Below are 17682 nucleotides of genomic sequence, written 5' to 3' on the forward strand. Positions count from 1 at the left end.
CCTGAATGCTGTTGTTGCTTTCCCCCGCCAAGAAGCTGGACTACGACTCGCCGCTGCACATCGAGACGCACACCCAGCCGATGTTCGTGGATCAGGCCGCGGGCCTGATCAAGGTTCTGAAGACCAAGACCGCCGAGGACATCTCGGCACTCATGAACCTGAGCCCGGCCCTGTCCGAGCTGAACGTCCAGCGCTACGCGCACTGGAAGCGCAGCTTCACGCAGGCCAACTCGCGCCAGGCCGTGCTGGCCTTCAATGGCGACGTCTACGAAGGCCTGGACGCCGCCACCCTGTCGGCCAAGCAGCTCGACTGGGCTCAGGAGCACGTCGCCATCCTGAGCGGTCTGTACGGCGTGCTGCGCCCGCTCGACCTGATGCAGCCCTACCGGCTGGAAATGGGCACGCGGCTGGAGACCCCCAAGGGCAAGAACCTGTATGAATACTGGGGCAGCACCATCGCGGACTACCTGAACGAGCGCCAGGCCGGCCAGAAGTCGCCGGTCATCATCAACCTGGCCTCCGAGGAGTATTTCAAGTCGGTGGACCAGAAGGTGCTGAAGGCGCGGGTGGTGCAATGCGTGTTCCAGGACTGGAAGAACGGCGCCTGGAAGATCATCAGCTTCCATGCCAAACGCGCACGCGGGCTGATGGCGCGTTACGCGATCCAGCACAAGGTCGCCAAGCCGGAAGGGCTGCAGGGCTTTGATCTGGAAGGCTACGCGTACGACGCATCGGCGTCGTCGGCAGACAAGCTGGTGTTCCGCCGCAAGCTGGACTGACGGAGTTGTCGAGCGGGGAGGGTGTCAGACACCCCGGAAGCGGTGCGGTCGCTTGAAGACTGTCTCGTTGGGGTGTCAGACACCTGGTTGGAGCTGCTCGGGCTTCGCCTTTTCACAAAAAAATGCCGGCCTGGCATCTGCGCCAGGCCGGCATTTTTTTGCCCGCGGAACCGGCGAACGCCAGCTTACGAAGCCGCGGCCGCCACGGGCGGCGCATGCAGCGGGTCGGCCAGCGCCAGCAGTTCCTGGCGGATCATGTGAGTGGCCTTGAGCATCTGCTTCACGGGATAGACCAGCGCGGCCTGGTCGCCGGCGGTGTCGAACTGCGTGGGCAGGTCCAGCGGCACGCGCGGGCTGCTTTCGTCCAGCAGGACGGTCATGCCGTCCAGGGCCTGCTTGATAGGCTCGGGCGTGGCGGGCAGCGCCGCCAGAATGGGAATCGCGGCGGTGATCTGCGAGGCCAGCACGTGGTTCTGAATCAGCAGGTTGTTCAGTTCCGGCACGTCCACCTGATGCGACTTGGGTTCGCTCATCATCCGGTAGAACGCCTCGGCGAAATTGCTGAAGGCGATGTGCACGTTCTTGCGCGCCAATCGCCAGGCCAGGTCGGCGTCGGTGACGGCCGGCGTCTCGGCAGCGGCTTCGCCCACCGGCGCGCCGTGCGCCTGCATGGCTTCGACGTAGCGCAGGCCGGCCAGCAGATACTCGCGGTTGGCGCGGGTCGCGGCCGAGGCCAGCGGCTTCAGGTAACGCGCCTCCCACCACGGCAGGATGTAGCTGCAGACCAGCGCCAGCGCGCAGCCCAGCAGCGTGTCGATGGCGCGTTCGCCGATCACCGACATGGACACGGTGCCTGGCGACACGAAGTGAAACACCAGCACCACGAACAAGGTGTTGAAGATTGCGCTGGCCATGTAGTTCAGCTGCACCAGGCTGTTGCCCATGATGCATGCGCCCAGCAGCACGGCGAACAGGATGCTGGGCTCGTCGGTCACGTTAAAGAGCAGCAGCGCGGCGATGCAGCCGATCAGGGTGCCCATCAAGCGCCAGCCATTGCGCTGGCGCGTCAGCGCGAAGCCCGGCTTCATGATGATGACGATGGTCAGCATGATCCAGTAGTTGTGCGCCGAGAACTCGGGCGACAGCCAGCGGCTGGCCAGCGTCATCGCGATGGCCGCGGCGGCCGTCACGCGCAGCGCGTAGCGGAAATGCGGAGAATCCAGCCGCAGGTTGCTGGTCAACAGGCCAAACCGGAACTCCTGGCGCGAAATGAACCGCGTCAGCGACTTGTTGATGCGCAGCACATCGGTCGGCTTGGCGTCGGGCGAGGCCGCGGTGTGATCGGCCAGCCGGTCCACGATGCGCGCCGAATTGCGCAGGCGCCGCAGCACCTGGACGATGAGCGCCAGCATCTCCGGATCGCGCTCGCCCAGCCCTTGCTGCTTCAATTGTTCGATCTCGTATTCGATGGCGCGCAGTTCGGCCTTGGCGCTGCTGCGGTACTGCACCTCGCGCCCGCGCGAGACGTCCAGCGCGATGCGGTTCAGCTCCAGCGACATCTTCAACAGCGCGTCGCGCATGAAGATCAGGCAGTCGTTGCCGGCCAGCGTGCGGCGCAGCGCGGCGTAGTCGGTATGCGTGGCAACCAGCGTGTCCAGCAGCTGCAGCATGTCCACGAACATGTTCCAGATCATCACGCGCTGGCGGTCGCCCAGTCCCTTGCCGCGGGGCAGGGCGCGCAACACCATGTCGCGCGCGGCCTGGTGCTTCTCGGTCATGACCGATTGGCGCTGGATCAGGTTGCGGTAGGCCTCGTCCAGATCGGACGTTTCGTCGTAGAAGTTGGCGCGCGCGGCCACGTAGTCGGCGGTGGCAAACAGCGCCACCGACATGGCCTGCTGCTCTTCGCGCAGCCAGAACAGCCGCGAAAACCCCAAGCTGAACACCACATAGAACAGCGCGCCGCCCAGCGTGGCGGCGGCATGGGACAGGACTTCGTGCGGCGCCAGCGGCGAATGCATGGTCAGCGTCATCAGCAAGAGGCCCGCAAAGCCGATCAGGCCGCCGCGCTTGCCGAACACGGTGAACATGGAATAGACGAAGCACTGCGCGATGACCACCAGCCAGATCAGCACCGGATTCGTGGACGCCAGCCCCGTGATGATGACCGTGATCGTGCCCAGCGCCGCGCCGCCCAGCATTTCGTTGGTGCGGTGCCGCTGCGGACCGCCCGGCTGGTCGATGATGGCCAGGCACTGGGCGCCGAAGGTCGCCACCAGGCCGGTCGTGTAATTGCCGAAGATGCCGCCCAGCACCAGCACGGGCAAGAGCATGCCAACCCCCTGGCGCACCCCTCCGAAGAAGTAGTGGCTATAGAGAAAGCGGCGGATGCTGGCAATGCGTAAATCCATGGGCGGCGGCTCGGTTCTGGACGACGCAACAAGTATAGAGAGGCCATCGCGGGTTTTGGGGCCGGATAGTTACCGAACCCTCCTTGCAACGGTCGGCAAAAGCCGATTTGCCACCTTTGACGCAACGCGGTAAATTGCCACACTTGCTTCGGTCTGCCTATCCGAAACCGGAGCGTTGATGCGAACGGCCAGGGTCACATCCCAGCCGTCCTGCAGCAAGTCACACCTGCCGTTGGCCGCGCCACAAGCGTGTGTTGCCAAGGCTTCCATTTCGACCTCCAGCGTCCCCAAGGGGCGTTTGCACTGCGTTCTGTCGAGCGTGTGCCGGGTCGGCAAGGTGTCCGGGTGGCGTGGCTCCGTGAGCCGCTAAGCGCCGGATCATGTTGTCGTAACCGGTATGGGTTCAGTTGCCGCCGTATCCGGGCGCGCAGCAGTCAGGGTTGCAGGGCCGGTACTGAAAGGAACTACAACATGGAAATGAATGGCGCCGACATCGTCGTGCGCTGCCTGGCCGATGAAGGCGTGGAACACGTTTTCGGCTACCCTGGCGGCGCGGTGCTCTATATCTACGACGCAATCTTCAAGCAAGACAAATTCCAGCATATCCTGGTTCGTCACGAGCAAGCTGCCGTGCACGCGGCCGATGCCTATTCGCGCTCGTCGCAAAAGGTCGGCGTCTGCATCGTGACCAGCGGTCCGGGCGTGACCAATGCCGTTACCGGCATTGCCACCGCCTATATGGACTCCATCCCGATGGTCATCATCAGCGGGCAGGTGCCCACTGCGGCCATTGGCGAAGACGCCTTCCAGGAGTGCGACACCGTCGGCATCACGCGTCCCTGCGTCAAGCACAACTTCCTGGTGCGTGACGTCAAGGACCTGGCCGAAACCATGCGCCGCGCGTTCTACATTGCGCGCACGGGGCGTCCGGGCCCGGTGCTGGTGGATATCCCCAAGGACATCACCGTCGCGCAGTGCAAGTACGTGCCGCCCAAGGGCGAGATCTCGATGCGTTCCTACGCGCCCGTCAACAAGGGCCATCAAGGACAGATCAAGAAGGCCGTGCAGATGCTGCTGGCCGCCGAACGCCCCATGATCTACACGGGCGGCGGCGTCATCCTGTCGAACGCCGCGCCCGAGCTCAACAAGCTCGTGACGCAGCTGGGCGCGCCCTGCACCAGCACCCTCATGGGTCTGGGCGGCTTCCCGGCCAGCAGCGGCCAGTTCGTGGGCATGCCCGGCATGCACGGCACGTACGAGGCCAACATGGCCATGCAGCACTGCGACGTGCTGCTTGCCATCGGCGCCCGTTTCGATGACCGCGTGATCGGCAACCCCAAGCACTTCGCGCAGAACGCCCGCAAGATCATCCATATCGACATCGATCCCTCGTCGATCTCCAAGCGCGTGCGCGTGGATGTCCCGATCGTGGGCAACGTCAAGGACGTCCTGGCCGACCTCAGCGCGCAGTTCGAGATCGCCGCCGCCGAGCACAAGCCGGCCTCGCTCGCCAAATGGTGGGACCAGGTCGAGACGTGGCGCGGCAAGGAATGCCTGAAGTTCGCCAACTCGACCGAAGTCATCAAGCCGCAGTACGTGGTGGAAAAGCTCTGGGAAGTGACGGGCGGCGACGCTTTCGTCACCTCGGACGTCGGCCAGCACCAGATGTGGGCAGCGCAGTACTACAAGTTCGACAAGCCGCGCCGCTGGATCAACTCTGGCGGCCTGGGCACCATGGGGGTGGGCCTGCCGTACGCCATGGGCGTGCAGATGGCCAATCCGGGCAAGGACGTCGCCGTCATCACCGGCGAAGCCTCGATCCAGATGAACATCCAGGAATTGTCGACCTGCCACCAGTACCGCCTGACGCCCAAGATCGTCTGCCTGAACAACCGTTTCCTGGGCATGGTGCGCCAGTGGCAGCAGATCGACTACGGCTCGCGCTATTCCGAGTCGTACATGGATTCGCTGCCCGATTTCGTCAAGGTTGCCGAGGCCTATGGCCACGTGGGCCTGCGCATCGAGCGCCCGGCCGACGTCGAACCGGCGCTGCGCGAGGCGTTTGGCAAGCACAAGGAGCGCCTGGTCTTCCTGGACTTCATCACCGACCGCACCGAAAACGTGTGGCCGATGGTCAAGGCCGGCCGCGGGCTGACCGAAATGCTGCTCGGCTCTGAAGACCTGTAAGGAGGCCCCGCAATGAAACACGTGATTTCCGTCCTCCTCGAAAACGAACCCGGCGCGCTGTCGCGCGTGGTCGGCCTGTTTTCCGCGCGGGGCTACAACATCGAAACCCTGACCGTGGCGCCCACCGAGGATTCCACGCTGTCGCGCATGACCATCGTCACGACCGGCTCGGACGAGGTCATCGAACAGATCACCAAGCATTTGAACCGCCTGGTCGATGTCGTGAAGGTGGTGGACCTGACCGAAGGCGCCCACATCGAGCGCGAGCTGATGCTCGTGAAGGTGCGCGCCGTCGGCAAGGAACGCGAGGAAATGAAGCGCATGGCGGACATCTTCCGCGGCCGCATCATCGACGTCACCGACAAGTCCTACACCATCGAACTGACCGGGGTGCAGGAAAAAGTACAGGCCTTCCTCGAGGCCCTGGACCGCAGTGCCATCCTTGAAACCGTGCGCACCGGCGTGTCCGGCATCGGACGCGGTGAACGGATTTTGAAGATTTGACCGGCCTTCCAGGCCTGCCTCACCCTACATCTGAATCAAACGAATATCCAAATACTGGAATCTGGAGCACAACATGAAAGTTTTCTACGACAAAGACTGCGATCTGTCCCTCATCAAAGGCAAGACCGTCGCCATCATCGGTTACGGCTCGCAAGGCCACGCGCACGCGCTGAACCTGCATGAGTCGGGCGTGAAGGTCATCGTCGGCCTGCGCAAGGGCGGCGCCTCGTGGAACAAGGCCGCCAACGCCGGCCTGGAAGTCAAGGAAGTCGCCGACGCCGTCAAGTCGGCCGACATCGTCATGATGTTGCTGCCCGACGAGAATATCGCTTCGGTCTACAACAACGAAGTCCACGCCAACATCAAGGCGGGCGCCGCCCTGGCGTTTGCCCACGGTTTCAACGTGCACTACGGCCAGGTCGTGCCGCGCGAAGACATCGACGTCATCATGATCGCCCCGAAGGCCCCCGGCCACACGGTGCGCAACACGTACAAGCAAGGTGGCGGCGTGCCCCACCTGGTGGCCGTGTACCAGGACAAGTCGGGCGCCGCGCGTGACGTGGCCCTGTCGTACGCCAGCGCCAACGGCGGCGGCCGTGCCGGCATCATCGAAACCAATTTCCGCGAAGAAACCGAAACCGACCTGTTCGGCGAACAGGCCGTGCTGTGCGGCGGTACCGTCGAACTGATCAAGGCCGGTTTCGACACGCTGGTGGAAGCCGGCTACGCGCCCGAAATGGCCTACTTCGAGTGCCTGCACGAGCTCAAGCTGATCGTCGACCTGATCTACGAAGGCGGCATCGCCAACATGAACTACTCGATTTCGAACAACGCCGAATTCGGCGAATACGAAACGGGTCCGAAGATCGTCACGGACGAAACCCGCAAGGCCATGCGCCAGTGCCTGACGGACATCCAGACCGGCGAATACGCCAAGAAGTTCATCCTGGAAAACGCCGCCGGCGCCCCGACGCTGACCTCGCGCCGCCGCATCAACGCGGAATCGCAGATCGAGCAAGTGGGCGGCAAGCTGCGCGCCATGATGCCCTGGATCGCCGCCAACAAGCTGGTGGACAAGTCCAAGAACTGATCCCCGGGCAGGCGGGGCTTTGGGCCCCGCCGGTCAGGATCGAAGCGGCATGCCTCGCAAGGGCATGCCGCTTTTTTTGGCCTTTTCCTGCTTATTTACGGCCCCTGGCGCCAATTGGGCCGGGCACGATCCTTGCTGTAGCCCGCAAGCAGGGCCAGATAGGTTAACCTTTCAAAGTCCGTCGTAAGTTATTGAGACCATGCCCAATTTTTCCATGCGCGATTCCGAGAACCGCCACCGGAGCATTTACCTGCTCCCCAACGCGTTCACCACCGCCGCTTTGTTTGCCGGGTTCTATGCCGTTGTGCAGGCCATGAACGACCGCTTCGAAGTCGCCGCCATCGCCATTTTTGTCGCCATGGTGCTGGACGGCATGGACGGCCGGGTGGCCCGCCTGACCAACACCCAGTCCGCATTCGGCGAGCAATACGACTCGCTGTCCGACATGACGTCGTTCGGCGTGGCGCCGGCGCTGGTCATGTACGAATGGATCCTGAACGACCTTGGCCGCTGGGGCTGGCTGGCGGCCTTCGTGTATGTGTCGGGCGCGGCGCTGCGTCTGGCGCGCTTCAACACCAACATCGCCGTGGTCGACAAACGCTACTTCCAGGGCCTGCCCAGCCCGGCCGCGGCCGCGCTGGTGGCCGGTTTTGTGTGGCTGGCCGTGGACAACAAGCTGCCCATCCATGACAGCCTGATGGCCTGGGTGGCGTTCACGCTAACCATGTACGCCGGCATCACCATGGTGTCGAACGCGCCGTTCTTCAGCGGCAAGAGCTTCGCCCTGGGCCGCAGCGTGCCGTTCTGGGGCATCCTGCTCGTCGTCGCGGTGTTCGTGTTCGTGTCCAGCGATCCTCCGGTGGTGCTGTTCGGCCTGTTCGTGCTGTACGGCCTGTCGGGCTGGGTCACGTGGGTCTGGCGCTGGAACAAGGTGCGCCGCCTGCAGCAGGAGCGCCGGGGCCATTCCTCCTGAGGACGCCCAAAAACAAACCCGCCGATGCAAAACCGGCGGGTTTTTTCATTCTGGCGGGCCTTCAGGTCCGGGGCGCAGACAGCCCGGGCGGGCCATCTACCACCAGTTGAACCGGTCGTCGTCGTACATGGGGTCCGGCCCGGGATGAAAGTGCGTTACCTTGCTGCCGTCGCGGCTCATGTAGACGTACATCAGCGAGTTCCACACGCCGTTTTCCTTGTAGCGGTACGACCAGACGACTTCGCGCTTTTCGCCCAGCCCGGCCTGGTCGATGCGCGCGGGCGGTCCGAATTCGCAGCGCACGCGATCCGGCCCCCAATCTCCCGTCTCCAGCACCTTGAAATGCGCGTCGGTCAGAAGCGGCATCACCCGGTCGACCCGTTCATCGGGACCGACGTTGGCGCCCCACGCATACTGGCCCATCGGCTGCTGCGTCCAGATGACGCGCCGGCCTCCGTTGGCCTGGGGACATTCGAAGTTGGGCGCGCCAAATTGCGCCTGGACTTGCGACAGCGGGGTGCCGGGCGGCACCTCGGTCATGTTGGCGCAGGCGGCCAGACCGGCCAGTGCGATCGATGCGGCGGCCAAGCGGACCATTCGGTTTGGGCTGATCATGTCCTTGCTCCTGTGGGGTGGGCGTTGCCGCCTCGACCGGCCATTGGCCGGGTCCAGTCTCCTTGCTGGGGTAATTCTAGCGAATCAGCTATAATCGCCGAGCTTTATCAAATGTATTGATTCTGCAAGATCCTTTGCGCCAGCCGCTGGTGGCTTGTCGCAGTGCCCGCAACACGGCGTCACGCCTTATTTGCAGGTCCTGCCCGATCCCGCCAATGGCAGCAGTGAGAAAGCGAATTCAAGCCTGGCTCGCGCAAATTTTTTCCAAACCACGTCAGGGCGCCTCGGCCCTGTCGCATGTCCGAAGAGGTCATCAATGTCTGTAGCTGACATCAAGAAATCCGATATCGTTGCGCAATTCCAACGCGCTCAGGGCGATACCGGCTCCCCCGAAGTTCAGGTGGCTCTGCTCACCGCCCGTATCAACGAGCTGACCGGTCACTTCAAAGAACACATGAAGGATCATCACTCGCGCCGCGGTCTGCTGCGTATGGTCAGCCGTCGCCGCAAGCTGCTCGACTATCTCAAGGGCCGCAATCCCGATTCGTACCGCGCACTGATCGAAAAACTCGGTCTGCGCAAGTGATCGACGGGGCTGGCTCCCCATGACGCAACCGTGGTCGGTGCGACGCATGTCGCAGCGGCCACGGTTTTTCATTTGTAAGGAATAATCGTCATGTTCAACAAAGTGACTAAATCGTTCCAGTACGGCCAGCATACGGTCGTCCTGGAAACTGGCGAGATCGCTCGCCAGGCCTCCGGCGCCGTTGTGGTGTCGATCGAGGACACCGTCGTCCTGGCCACCGTCGTGGCTGCCAAGAAGGCCAAGCCGGGTCAGACGTTCTTCCCGCTGACCGTCGACTACATCGAAAAGACCTACGCCGCCGGCCGCATCCCGGGCGGGTTCTTCAAGCGCGAGGGCAAGCCCTCCGAAAAGGAAACGCTGACGTCGCGCCTGATCGACCGTCCGCTGCGTCCGCTGTTCCCCGAAGACTTCTACAACGAAGTCCAGGTGGTCCTGCACACGCTGTCGGTCAATCCTGAAATCGATCCCGACATCGCCGCCATGATCGGCGCCTCGGCCGCGCTGGCCATCTCGGGCATCCCGTTCAATGGCCCGATCGGCGCCGCGCGCGTGGGTTACATCGATGGTCAATACACCATCAACCCGACCGCATCGGAACTGAAGTCCTCCAAGCTGAACCTGGTTGTCGCCGGTACGGAAAACGCCGTGCTGATGGTCGAATCGGAAGCTGACCAGCTGTCCGAAGAAGTCATGTTGGGCGGCGTGGTCTATGGCCACCAGCAAATGCAGACCGTCATCAACGCCATTCACGACCTCGTGAAGGACGCCGGCAAGCCCGATTGGGATTGGCAGGCTCCCGCCAAGGACGAGGCCCTGATCGCCGCGGTCACCGCCGCCGCCCAGGAAGGCCTGAACGCCGCCTACCAGATCCGCGAAAAGCAGGCCCGCTCGGCCAAGCTGCGTGAAGTGTCGGCCGAAGTGTCGGCCAAGCTGGCCGCCGCCGCCGCCGAAAAGGGCGAATCGGCTCCCGACGCCGTCACGGTCGACAACATCATGTTCTCGCTGGAATCGGCCATCGTCCGTGGCCAGATCCTGAACGGCGAACCGCGTATCGACGGCCGCGACACCCGCACCGTGCGTCCGATCAGCGTGCGTCTGGGCGTGCTGCCCCGCGCGCACGGCAGCGCGCTGTTCACCCGTGGCGAAACCCAGGCGCTGGTCGTGGCCACGCTGGGCACCAAGCAAGACGAACAGATCATCGACGCGCTCATGGGCGAGTACCGTGACCGCTTCATGATGCACTACAACATGCCTCCGTTCGCCACCGGCGAAACCGGCCGCATCGGTGTGCCCAAGCGCCGCGAAATCGGCCACGGCCGTCTGGCCAAGCGCTCGCTGGTGCCGCTTCTGCCGGCCCCCGAAGACTTCCAGTACACGATCCGCCTCGTGTCGGAAATCACCGAATCCAACGGCTCTTCGTCGATGGCTTCGGTCTGCGGCGGCTCGCTCGCCATGATGGACGCCGGTGTGCCCATCAAGGATCACGTGGCCGGCGTGGCCATGGGCCTGATCCTGGACGGCGGCAAGTTCGCCGTGCTGACGGACATCCTGGGCGACGAAGATCACCTGGGCGACATGGATTTCAAGGTTGCGGGCACCGAAAACGGCGTTACCGCACTGCAGATGGACATCAAGATCCAGGGCATCACCAAGGAAATCATGCAGGTTGCGCTGGACCAGGCCCGTGAAGGCCGTCTGCACATCCTCGGCAAGATGAAGGAAGCCCTGGACGGTTCGCGCGGCGAGCTGTCGGCTTTCGCGCCGCGCATGCTGACCATCAAGATCAACCCCGAGAAGATCCGCGACGTGATCGGCAAGGGCGGCGCCACCATCCGCGCGCTGACCGAAGAAACCGGCACGCAGATCGACATCTCCGACGACGGCACGATCGTGATCGCCAGCGTCGACGAAGCGCAGGCCAAGGAAGCCCAGCGCCGCATCGTCGAGCTGACCGCCGACGTCGAAGTGGGCCAGATCTACGAAGGCTCGGTCCTGCGTCTGCTGGACTTCGGCGCCATCGTGCAAGTGCTGCCGGGCCGCGACGGCCTGCTGCACATCTCCGAAATCGCCAACTACCGCATCGCGAACATCAACGATGTGCTGAAGGTCGGCCAGCAAGTCCGCGTCAAGGTCATCGAGGCCGACGACAAGGGCCGCCTGCGCCTGTCCATCAAGGCGATCGGCGGCATCGAGCAGCAGCAAGCCGCTTCCGCACCCGAAGCCGCTCCCCAATCGGAACCGCAAGCTGAATAAGCCTGCAGCCTCCTGATTGAAAGACGGCGCCGCAAGGCGTCGTTTTTTTTGCCTGCGCCCTGGCAGCCATGCGGGAAGGCCCGCGGCTCCCCAGTTCGCCCGCCTTCCTGTAAAGTCTTGCGCGAGAGACGCGCCGCCCCGATGCGGCGCGCTTCACGCTTGATCTAAGGGGGCAGACGGATGAGCAAGGCATGACGGCGTGGCCGATAACCGCAGTCACCACGGCGCTGCTGGCTGCGCTGTTGACGGGCTGCATGACTCCCCCCGGGCCGGGTCAGCGCGGCCCCAAGGGCGAGGACATGACGGCGGACCAGTTCGCGCAGACGGACTTCAACCGCACCGTCACGCTGGAGGTGCGAGACAACCTGACCAGCCTGTACTCGCTGCTCGACAAGCTGTACCGCCGCAATCCCCGGGAATGGCGCAAAACCGGCGTGCCGGACCTGGCCACGGCGGTCAACCGCGTCAAGCATTCCATCGAAGTGCGCGTGCCTCCTGGCGACCTGGCCGGTCTGCGCGACATCCAGATCCTGGCGGTTGCGCTGGATCCCAACTATCCGGGCGACCGGGTCGGCGCCTTCATCTACGGCCTGGCCGACACCATCATCGCCGCGCACAACGGCAAGACACGCCTGTACGCCACCGACGCCCTGGATGGCCAGCGGGTCTACAATGCCGCTCGGAACGTCGAGGCCGCGGCCTGGCTGCTGGCCACGCGCCGCAACAACCAGGGCGAACTGCTGCTGCTGGCCAATGAGATTTCCCCGAACGCCACGAATCTCAGCTTCGAGCGCGAGTTCGGCGCCATCATCGGCCGGCTGGACCTGATCGCCAACCTGCTCGGCGAAAACTCCCGGCGCATCGGCATCAACTACGCCCAGGGCCTGTTGCTCTTCAACTTCCTGCCTGTGCGTTAACAGGATTTCCATCGTGATCGATATCGCATCCATCCAGGCCGCCCGCGAGAACCTGCGCGGGCAGGTGCTCAAGACCCCGTTCACCCTGTCCCGCACGCTGTCCGACATCTTCGGCGCAGAGATCTGGCTGAAGTTCGAGAACCTGCAGTTCACCGCGTCCTTCAAGGAGCGCGGCGCGCTGAACCGCATGCTCACGCTGTCGGATGCCGAGCGCGCCAAGGGCGTGATCGCGGTCTCGGCGGGCAATCACGCCCAGGGCGTGGCCTACCATGCGCAGCGCATGGGGGTGCCGGCGGTGATCGTGATGCCGCGGTTCACGCCGACGGTGAAGGTCGCCAATACCCGCCGCTTCGGTGCCGAAGTCGTCCTGGCGGGCGACACCTTCGATGACGCCAAGGCGCGCGGCTACGAACTGGCCCAGCAGCGTGGCCTCATCATGATCCACCCCTATGACGACGAAGCCGTCATGGCCGGGCAGGGCACCGTCGCGCTGGAAATGCTGGAAGACCAGCCCCAGCTCGATACCCTGGTCATCGCCATCGGCGGCGGCGGGCTGATCTCCGGGATTTCCACGGCCGCCAAGGCCGTGAACCCCGCCATCGAGATCGTGGGCGTGCAGACCGAGCGCTTTCCGGCCATGTACGCCGCCGTCCAGGGCGCCACCATGCCGCCGGGACAGTACACCATTGCCGAAGGCATCGCCGTCAAATCACCCGGCGATCTGACGCTGCCCGTCGTGCGCCGGCTGGTCGACCGGATCGAGCTGGTCAGCGAGGCGGACATCGAGCATGCCATCGTCGTGCTGCTGGAAATTGAAAAGACCGTCGTCGAAGGCGCCGGCGCCGCTGGCCTGGCCGCCTTGCTGCGCGCGCAGGAAGAGGGCAGCGACCGCTACAAGGGCAAACGCATCGGGCTGGTGCTTACCGGCGGCAATATCGATCCGCTGATGCTGGGCGAATTGATCGAGCGCGGCATGGTCCGCGCCGGACGCCTGGCGCGCATCCGCGTCGACCTGCGCGACCTGCCGGGCGCGCTGGCCCACGCCACCAAGCTCATTGCGGACGCGCAAGCCAACATCACGGAAGTGCATCACCAGCGCGCGTTCACGTCGCTGCCGGTGCGCAATGTCGAGGTGGATTTTGTCCTCCAGACACGGGGCCCCGAGCATATCCAGGAAGTGATCGACGTCCTGAACGCGGCGGGATTCGCCGCCAGCAACCACGACCACTGATCCACCGTGCGGCGTCGACACGCCGCCGTTGCTTTCAAGTTCCTGTCATAAAACTGTCGCTCCCGCCGAGCTTTGGCGGGAGCGATTTTTTCATGGGCGAGGCCCACGCATTGAGCGGTTCAAGGGCCGAATCGTTTGCGGCGTCGGTACGACTGACTTGGTCCCACGCGCACCTCTGACCCCGAAAAAATGCATCTGCATATTTCAGGACTTCGGGCGTTGAATTTTTCATGGAACTTTTTGGCGTCCGGCTAACTTCCCCGAAAAACGGTCTTTTCGGGCGATGTTCCTGGATTGCATCACCATATTCATACCGGCCCTCGACCGCCCGGCGTCCATTCCGTGTTCTAGGGATATCCCCCGGGAAGTCATGGTTGATACCGATATGGATTATGTCGTTCCACGATTTACCATCCCGCGTTCATGTCGTTGCCGCCCATTGAAGCGGCTTCGTCGAAAGAGAAACGTTCGCAGTTGAGGCTGTCTTTTGCTGGCTGCGACGAATTAGGGAGAAAGCAGATTGATAAGAAACAGACAGGATTTCTGGTCTGGCGTGATGTTCATCGTGGTGGGAGGAGGCTTCGCCTTGCAGGCGACCACGTATTCCATGGGAACCGCGGCGCGCATGGGCCCCGGCTACTTTCCGTTCTGGCTCGGCATCGTGCTGGCGCTGATGGGCGCGACGGTGCTGATGAGCGCCTTGTCCCCCCGCGCCGAAACCACGACCATCGGCCGCTATGACTTTCGCATCCTCTTTCTCGTCGTCGGGTCCGTGTTCCTGTACGGCTTTTCCCTGCGCTATCTCGGGCTGTATCTCTCGGTATTCCTGCTCGTCCTGATCAGCAGCGTTGCCAGCCACGAATTCAACTGGAAGGTCGCCGTCGCCAACGGCCTGTTCCTCGTGGCGTTCTCCTACCTCGCGTTCATTCGCGGGCTGGGTCTCATCTTTCCGCTGTGGCCCAGCGTGCTGACCAACTGAGGTACCGGACATGGAACTGCTTCAAAACCTGATGCTGGGCTTTTCGGTGGCATTCACCCCCGAAAACCTGACCTACGCATTCATCGGCTGCCTGCTGGGCACGCTGGTGGGGGTGCTGCCGGGACTCGGACCGGTGCCGACCATCGCCATGCTGCTGCCCATCACCTACGTGCTGCCGCCCACCGCGGGCCTCATCATGCTGGCCGGCATCTACTACGGCACGCAGTATGGCGGCTCGACCACGGCCATTCTGGTGAACTTGCCGGGCGAGACCTCGGCGGTGGTGACCGTGCTGGACGGGCACCAGATGGCCCGAAACGGGCGGGCTGGGGCCGCGCTATCGCTGGCAGCCATCGGCTCGTTCTTTGCGGGCAGCGTCGCCACCGTGCTGATTGCGGCCTTTGCGCCGCCGCTGGCCGAAGTGGCCTTTGCGTTCGGGCCGGCCGAGTACTTCTCGCTGATGGCACTGGGCCTGATCGGCGCCGTGGTGCTGGCGTCGGGCTCGCTGCCCAAGGCCATCTGCATGATCCTGCTCGGGTTGCTGCTGGGCATGGTCGGCACCGACGTGAACTCGGGCGTTGCGCGCTACGACTTCAGCATTCCTGAACTGCAGGACGGCATCGACTTTGCCATCGTGGCCATGGGCGTGTTCGGCCTGTCGGAAATCATGAGCAACCTGGAACTGAAGGAAAACCGGGTCGAGATCACCGACAAGGTGGGTTCGCTGTATCCCAACCGCCAGGAATTCCGCGAGGCCGCGCCCGCCATCGTGCGCGGCACGGCGCTGGGCTCGGCCCTGGGCATCTTGCCGGGCGGCGGTTCGGTGCTGTCGGCGTTCGCGTCCTACACGCTGGAAAAGAAGCTCTCGAAAGAGCCGGAGCGCTTCGGCAAGGGCCACCCGGCTGGTCTAGCCGGTCCCGAATCGGCCAATAACGCCGGCGCGCAGACCTCGTTCATCCCGCTGCTGACCCTGGGCATCCCGGGCAACGCGGTGATGGCGCTGATGGTCGGCGCGATGACCATCCACAACATCCAGCCCGGTCCGCAGGTCATGTCCAGCCACCCCGAGCTGTTCTGGGGGCTGATCGCCTCGATGTGGATCGGCAACCTGATGCTCGTGGTGCTGAACCTGCCGCTGATCGGCATTTGGGTCAAGCTGCTGCGCGTGCCGTATCGCATGCTGTTTCCCGCGATCCTGGTCTTCTGCACGATCGGGGTGTATTCACTGAATTACAACGCCTTCGACATCTTCATGTTCGCCATCTTCGGCATCATCGGCTACGTGTGGAGCAAGCTGGGGTGTGAAGGCGCGCCGCTGCTGCTTGGCCTGGTGCTGGGGCCCATGATGGAAGAAAACTTCCGCCGGGCACTGCTCCTGTCGCGTGGCGAGTTCTCCACCTTTGTCACGCGCCCGCTGTCGGCCACGCTGCTCGCGCTTGCCGCGATCCTGCTGGTGCTGGTGGCATTGCCCGCGCTGCGCAAGAAGCGCGAAGAAGCCTTCGTCGAGGTCGACTGACTTTTTTTGGATCCGGTTGGCTCCGGGTCTGGTTCGGCACAAGCCGGCCAGACCCTTTTTTTTATTGCCTGGCCACCAGGTTCTTCAGGCCGTACAGGCGTTCCCGATGCAGGGTTGCCGTCAACGGCTCCGGGTCGCGGCCCAGCGCGACATAGTCGGCCGGAATCTGCGCGATCGCATCCTGCATGTTTTCGGACCCCGCATGCCACCACTGCACCAGCATCCGGTCCGGGTTGTAGACGTCCAGGCCCTGGCGGCGCAGCTCGGAACGGTTGAAGTCCTTCAGATTCCACGTCAGCACCTGGACTGTCGGCGTCTGCGGCAGCCCGCAGCGCGCGCGCCGCGCCAGTCCGGCCGCGATCACATGGAAATCCTTGGGGTCGCTATAGCGCAACGACGCCTCATAGACCTGCGTGTCGGATTCCAGGGCCGCCGGAAACCGCGCGTTCATGTCCGCCCAGAAATCGGCCATCACCTCGGGCGGAATATCCCAGATCCGGCAGGCGTTGCGGCGCCATTCCTCGCCAATGCGCTCGGTCCACACGGGCTGAAACACACCGGCCTCGGCCAGCCGCAGCAATAGCCGGCGCAGGATGCCAGACATGAGGACGCAGGCGTCCAGGACGATGAACGGGGGAGAAGGAGGGGGCAGGCTCAAGATCGGTACGGCCGCGGGTCCGGAAAACGCGCACACGCTGCGCGCCGCGGACGCCCGGGCGGGCGGAAAAATGGAAGGCGAGGCAGAAGGATAGTGTTTTTTTGGACGCGCTGCCGGGCGGGGCAAGGTGCGCGTTCAACCCAGCGGAGTGGCCGTCAGCTGTTCCGCCGGAAACGGGACCAGCATTTCGCGACTTCGCTCCGCTGCGGCGGTCAGCCAGTCGCCGTATGCGCCTTCAGGCAGGATCACGACCATGCGCTTTTCCGTGCCGGGTTGGTGGTAGCGGCTGAACAGGGGATCGAGGTCGGCGTTGATGGTGAGCATGGTGTAGGTCTCGTGCCATTGCCCCGCCGCATCGCGATACCGGTCCCACAGCCCTGCGATGCCCATCGGCTTGCCGTCGGCGCGGGTGAAGCGGGTGGCCACCGCCTTGCCGGAGGTCCAGTCGGGTTCGAAGATCGCGTCGGCGGGGATGATGCAGCGCTGCGCGCGGCGCCAGGCGTTGCCGAAGGTATAGGACGCGGCGGCCGTCTCGGCGCGGGCGTTGAAGGTGGACAGCTTGCTGGCGCGGTCCAGGCCGCCCGTGCGGGTCATGGCGCTGATCAAGCCCCAGCGGCCGGTGACCGCCTCGCGTTCCGGGACGGCATCGTCGCCCGCGTCGTGTTCGGGTGGGCGGCGCACGAACAGCCCTTCGTAACGAGGCCACATGTCGTACTTGCCGATGGCGGTAGGTTTGCGGCGCACGCCGAACTTCTGCAGCAGCAGTTCGGCGTCTTTCAGCGTCTGATAGTGCGAACACATGGACGGCTCCCGGTGTAACGGGCGGCGCGCTGGGAGCGCGTCTCGAAGTCCAAGCTTGCCGCGCCGGTGCGCGGTTTGTCCAGTGCGGGGGTGATGCGAGGGGTGGTGCCCGAGACCGGAATCGAACCGGTACGGCCGCGAGGCCGAGGGATTTTCTTACCACTTCGGCTTTCGCCGCCAGC

The 17682-nt window shown here is 64.0% G+C and carries 15 protein-coding genes; 11 read left to right on the forward strand and 4 right to left on the reverse strand.

Annotated features, from left to right (window positions below; genetic code table 11):
- Positions 1 to 5 precede the first annotated feature (5 nt).
- Positions 6 to 779, forward strand: coding sequence for a peroxide stress protein YaaA (gene yaaA, locus QEP15_RS05015; RefSeq protein WP_152383604.1), 774 nt, complete (start codon positions 6 to 8; stop codon positions 777 to 779).
- Positions 780 to 964: 185 nt separating this feature from the next.
- On the opposite strand, the gene QEP15_RS05020 is transcribed toward yaaA, so the two are convergent.
- Positions 965 to 3190: an FUSC family protein gene (locus QEP15_RS05020; RefSeq protein WP_280148529.1), complete on the reverse strand. Its 2226-nt coding sequence runs from the start codon at positions 3188 to 3190 to the stop codon at positions 965 to 967.
- Positions 3191 to 3661: 471 nt separating this feature from the next.
- Here QEP15_RS05020 and QEP15_RS05025 point away from each other — a divergent pair, with 471 nt between their 5' ends.
- The 4 genes from QEP15_RS05025 (at position 3662) to pssA (ending at position 7944) form a co-directional block, all read left to right on the forward strand.
- Positions 3662 to 5377, forward strand: coding sequence for an acetolactate synthase 3 catalytic subunit (locus tag QEP15_RS05025; RefSeq protein ID WP_056321431.1), 1716 nt, complete (start codon positions 3662 to 3664; stop codon positions 5375 to 5377).
- A 12-nt stretch (positions 5378 to 5389) separates the two neighbouring features.
- Positions 5390 to 5881, forward strand: coding sequence for an acetolactate synthase small subunit (ilvN, locus tag QEP15_RS05030; protein ID WP_006223608.1), 492 nt, complete (start codon positions 5390 to 5392; stop codon positions 5879 to 5881).
- A gap of 73 nt (positions 5882 to 5954) precedes the next feature.
- Positions 5955 to 6971: a ketol-acid reductoisomerase gene (gene ilvC, locus QEP15_RS05035; RefSeq protein ID WP_062840423.1), complete on the forward strand. Its 1017-nt coding sequence runs from the start codon at positions 5955 to 5957 to the stop codon at positions 6969 to 6971.
- 199 nt (positions 6972 to 7170) lie between these two features.
- Positions 7171 to 7944 (forward strand): CDP-diacylglycerol--serine O-phosphatidyltransferase, encoded by a 774-nt coding sequence (pssA, locus tag QEP15_RS05040; protein ID WP_062840424.1) that lies wholly within the window; start codon positions 7171 to 7173, stop codon positions 7942 to 7944.
- 96 nt (positions 7945 to 8040) lie between these two features.
- On the opposite strand, the gene QEP15_RS05045 is transcribed toward pssA, so the two are convergent.
- Positions 8041 to 8559 (reverse strand): hypothetical protein, encoded by a 519-nt coding sequence (locus QEP15_RS05045; RefSeq protein WP_152383606.1) that lies wholly within the window; start codon positions 8557 to 8559, stop codon positions 8041 to 8043.
- Positions 8560 to 8875: 316 nt separating this feature from the next.
- Between QEP15_RS05045 and rpsO the strand changes: the two genes are divergently transcribed.
- The 6 genes from rpsO (at position 8876) to QEP15_RS05075 (ending at position 16041) form a co-directional block, all read left to right on the forward strand.
- Complete coding sequence (gene rpsO / locus QEP15_RS05050) at positions 8876 to 9145, forward strand: 30S ribosomal protein S15 (protein WP_006223612.1); 270 nt, start codon at positions 8876 to 8878, stop codon at positions 9143 to 9145.
- A gap of 90 nt (positions 9146 to 9235) precedes the next feature.
- Positions 9236 to 11398, forward strand: coding sequence for a polyribonucleotide nucleotidyltransferase (gene pnp / locus QEP15_RS05055; protein ID WP_280148530.1), 2163 nt, complete (start codon positions 9236 to 9238; stop codon positions 11396 to 11398).
- A 191-nt stretch (positions 11399 to 11589) separates the two neighbouring features.
- A complete protein-coding gene (locus QEP15_RS05060) occupies positions 11590 to 12315 on the forward strand; it encodes a hypothetical protein (protein WP_056321446.1) in 726 nt (241 codons plus the stop codon).
- A 13-nt stretch (positions 12316 to 12328) separates the two neighbouring features.
- A complete protein-coding gene (locus tag QEP15_RS05065) occupies positions 12329 to 13546 on the forward strand; it encodes a threonine ammonia-lyase (protein WP_152383608.1) in 1218 nt (405 codons plus the stop codon).
- Between the two features lie 556 nt (positions 13547 to 14102).
- Complete coding sequence (locus tag QEP15_RS05070; protein WP_056321452.1) at positions 14103 to 14525, forward strand: tripartite tricarboxylate transporter TctB family protein; 423 nt, start codon at positions 14103 to 14105, stop codon at positions 14523 to 14525.
- Positions 14526 to 14535: 10 nt separating this feature from the next.
- Positions 14536 to 16041: a tripartite tricarboxylate transporter permease gene (locus QEP15_RS05075; RefSeq protein ID WP_056321454.1), complete on the forward strand. Its 1506-nt coding sequence runs from the start codon at positions 14536 to 14538 to the stop codon at positions 16039 to 16041.
- 61 nt (positions 16042 to 16102) lie between these two features.
- Here QEP15_RS05075 and QEP15_RS05080 read toward each other — a convergent pair whose 3' ends face one another.
- Both QEP15_RS05080 and QEP15_RS05085 read right to left on the reverse strand, forming a co-directional pair.
- Positions 16103 to 16645 carry a PIN domain-containing protein gene (locus QEP15_RS05080; protein WP_056321457.1) on the reverse strand — a complete coding sequence of 181 codons (543 nt, stop codon included), beginning with the start codon at positions 16643 to 16645 and terminating at the stop codon, positions 16103 to 16105.
- Positions 16646 to 16834: 189 nt separating this feature from the next.
- A complete protein-coding gene (locus tag QEP15_RS05085; RefSeq protein WP_280148531.1) occupies positions 16835 to 17500 on the reverse strand; it encodes an SOS response-associated peptidase in 666 nt (221 codons plus the stop codon).
- Positions 17501 to 17682 lie beyond the last annotated feature (182 nt).

This window comes from Achromobacter mucicolens (genome assembly GCF_029866465.1).
GTDB lineage: Bacteria > Pseudomonadota > Gammaproteobacteria > Burkholderiales > Burkholderiaceae_B > Achromobacter > Achromobacter mucicolens.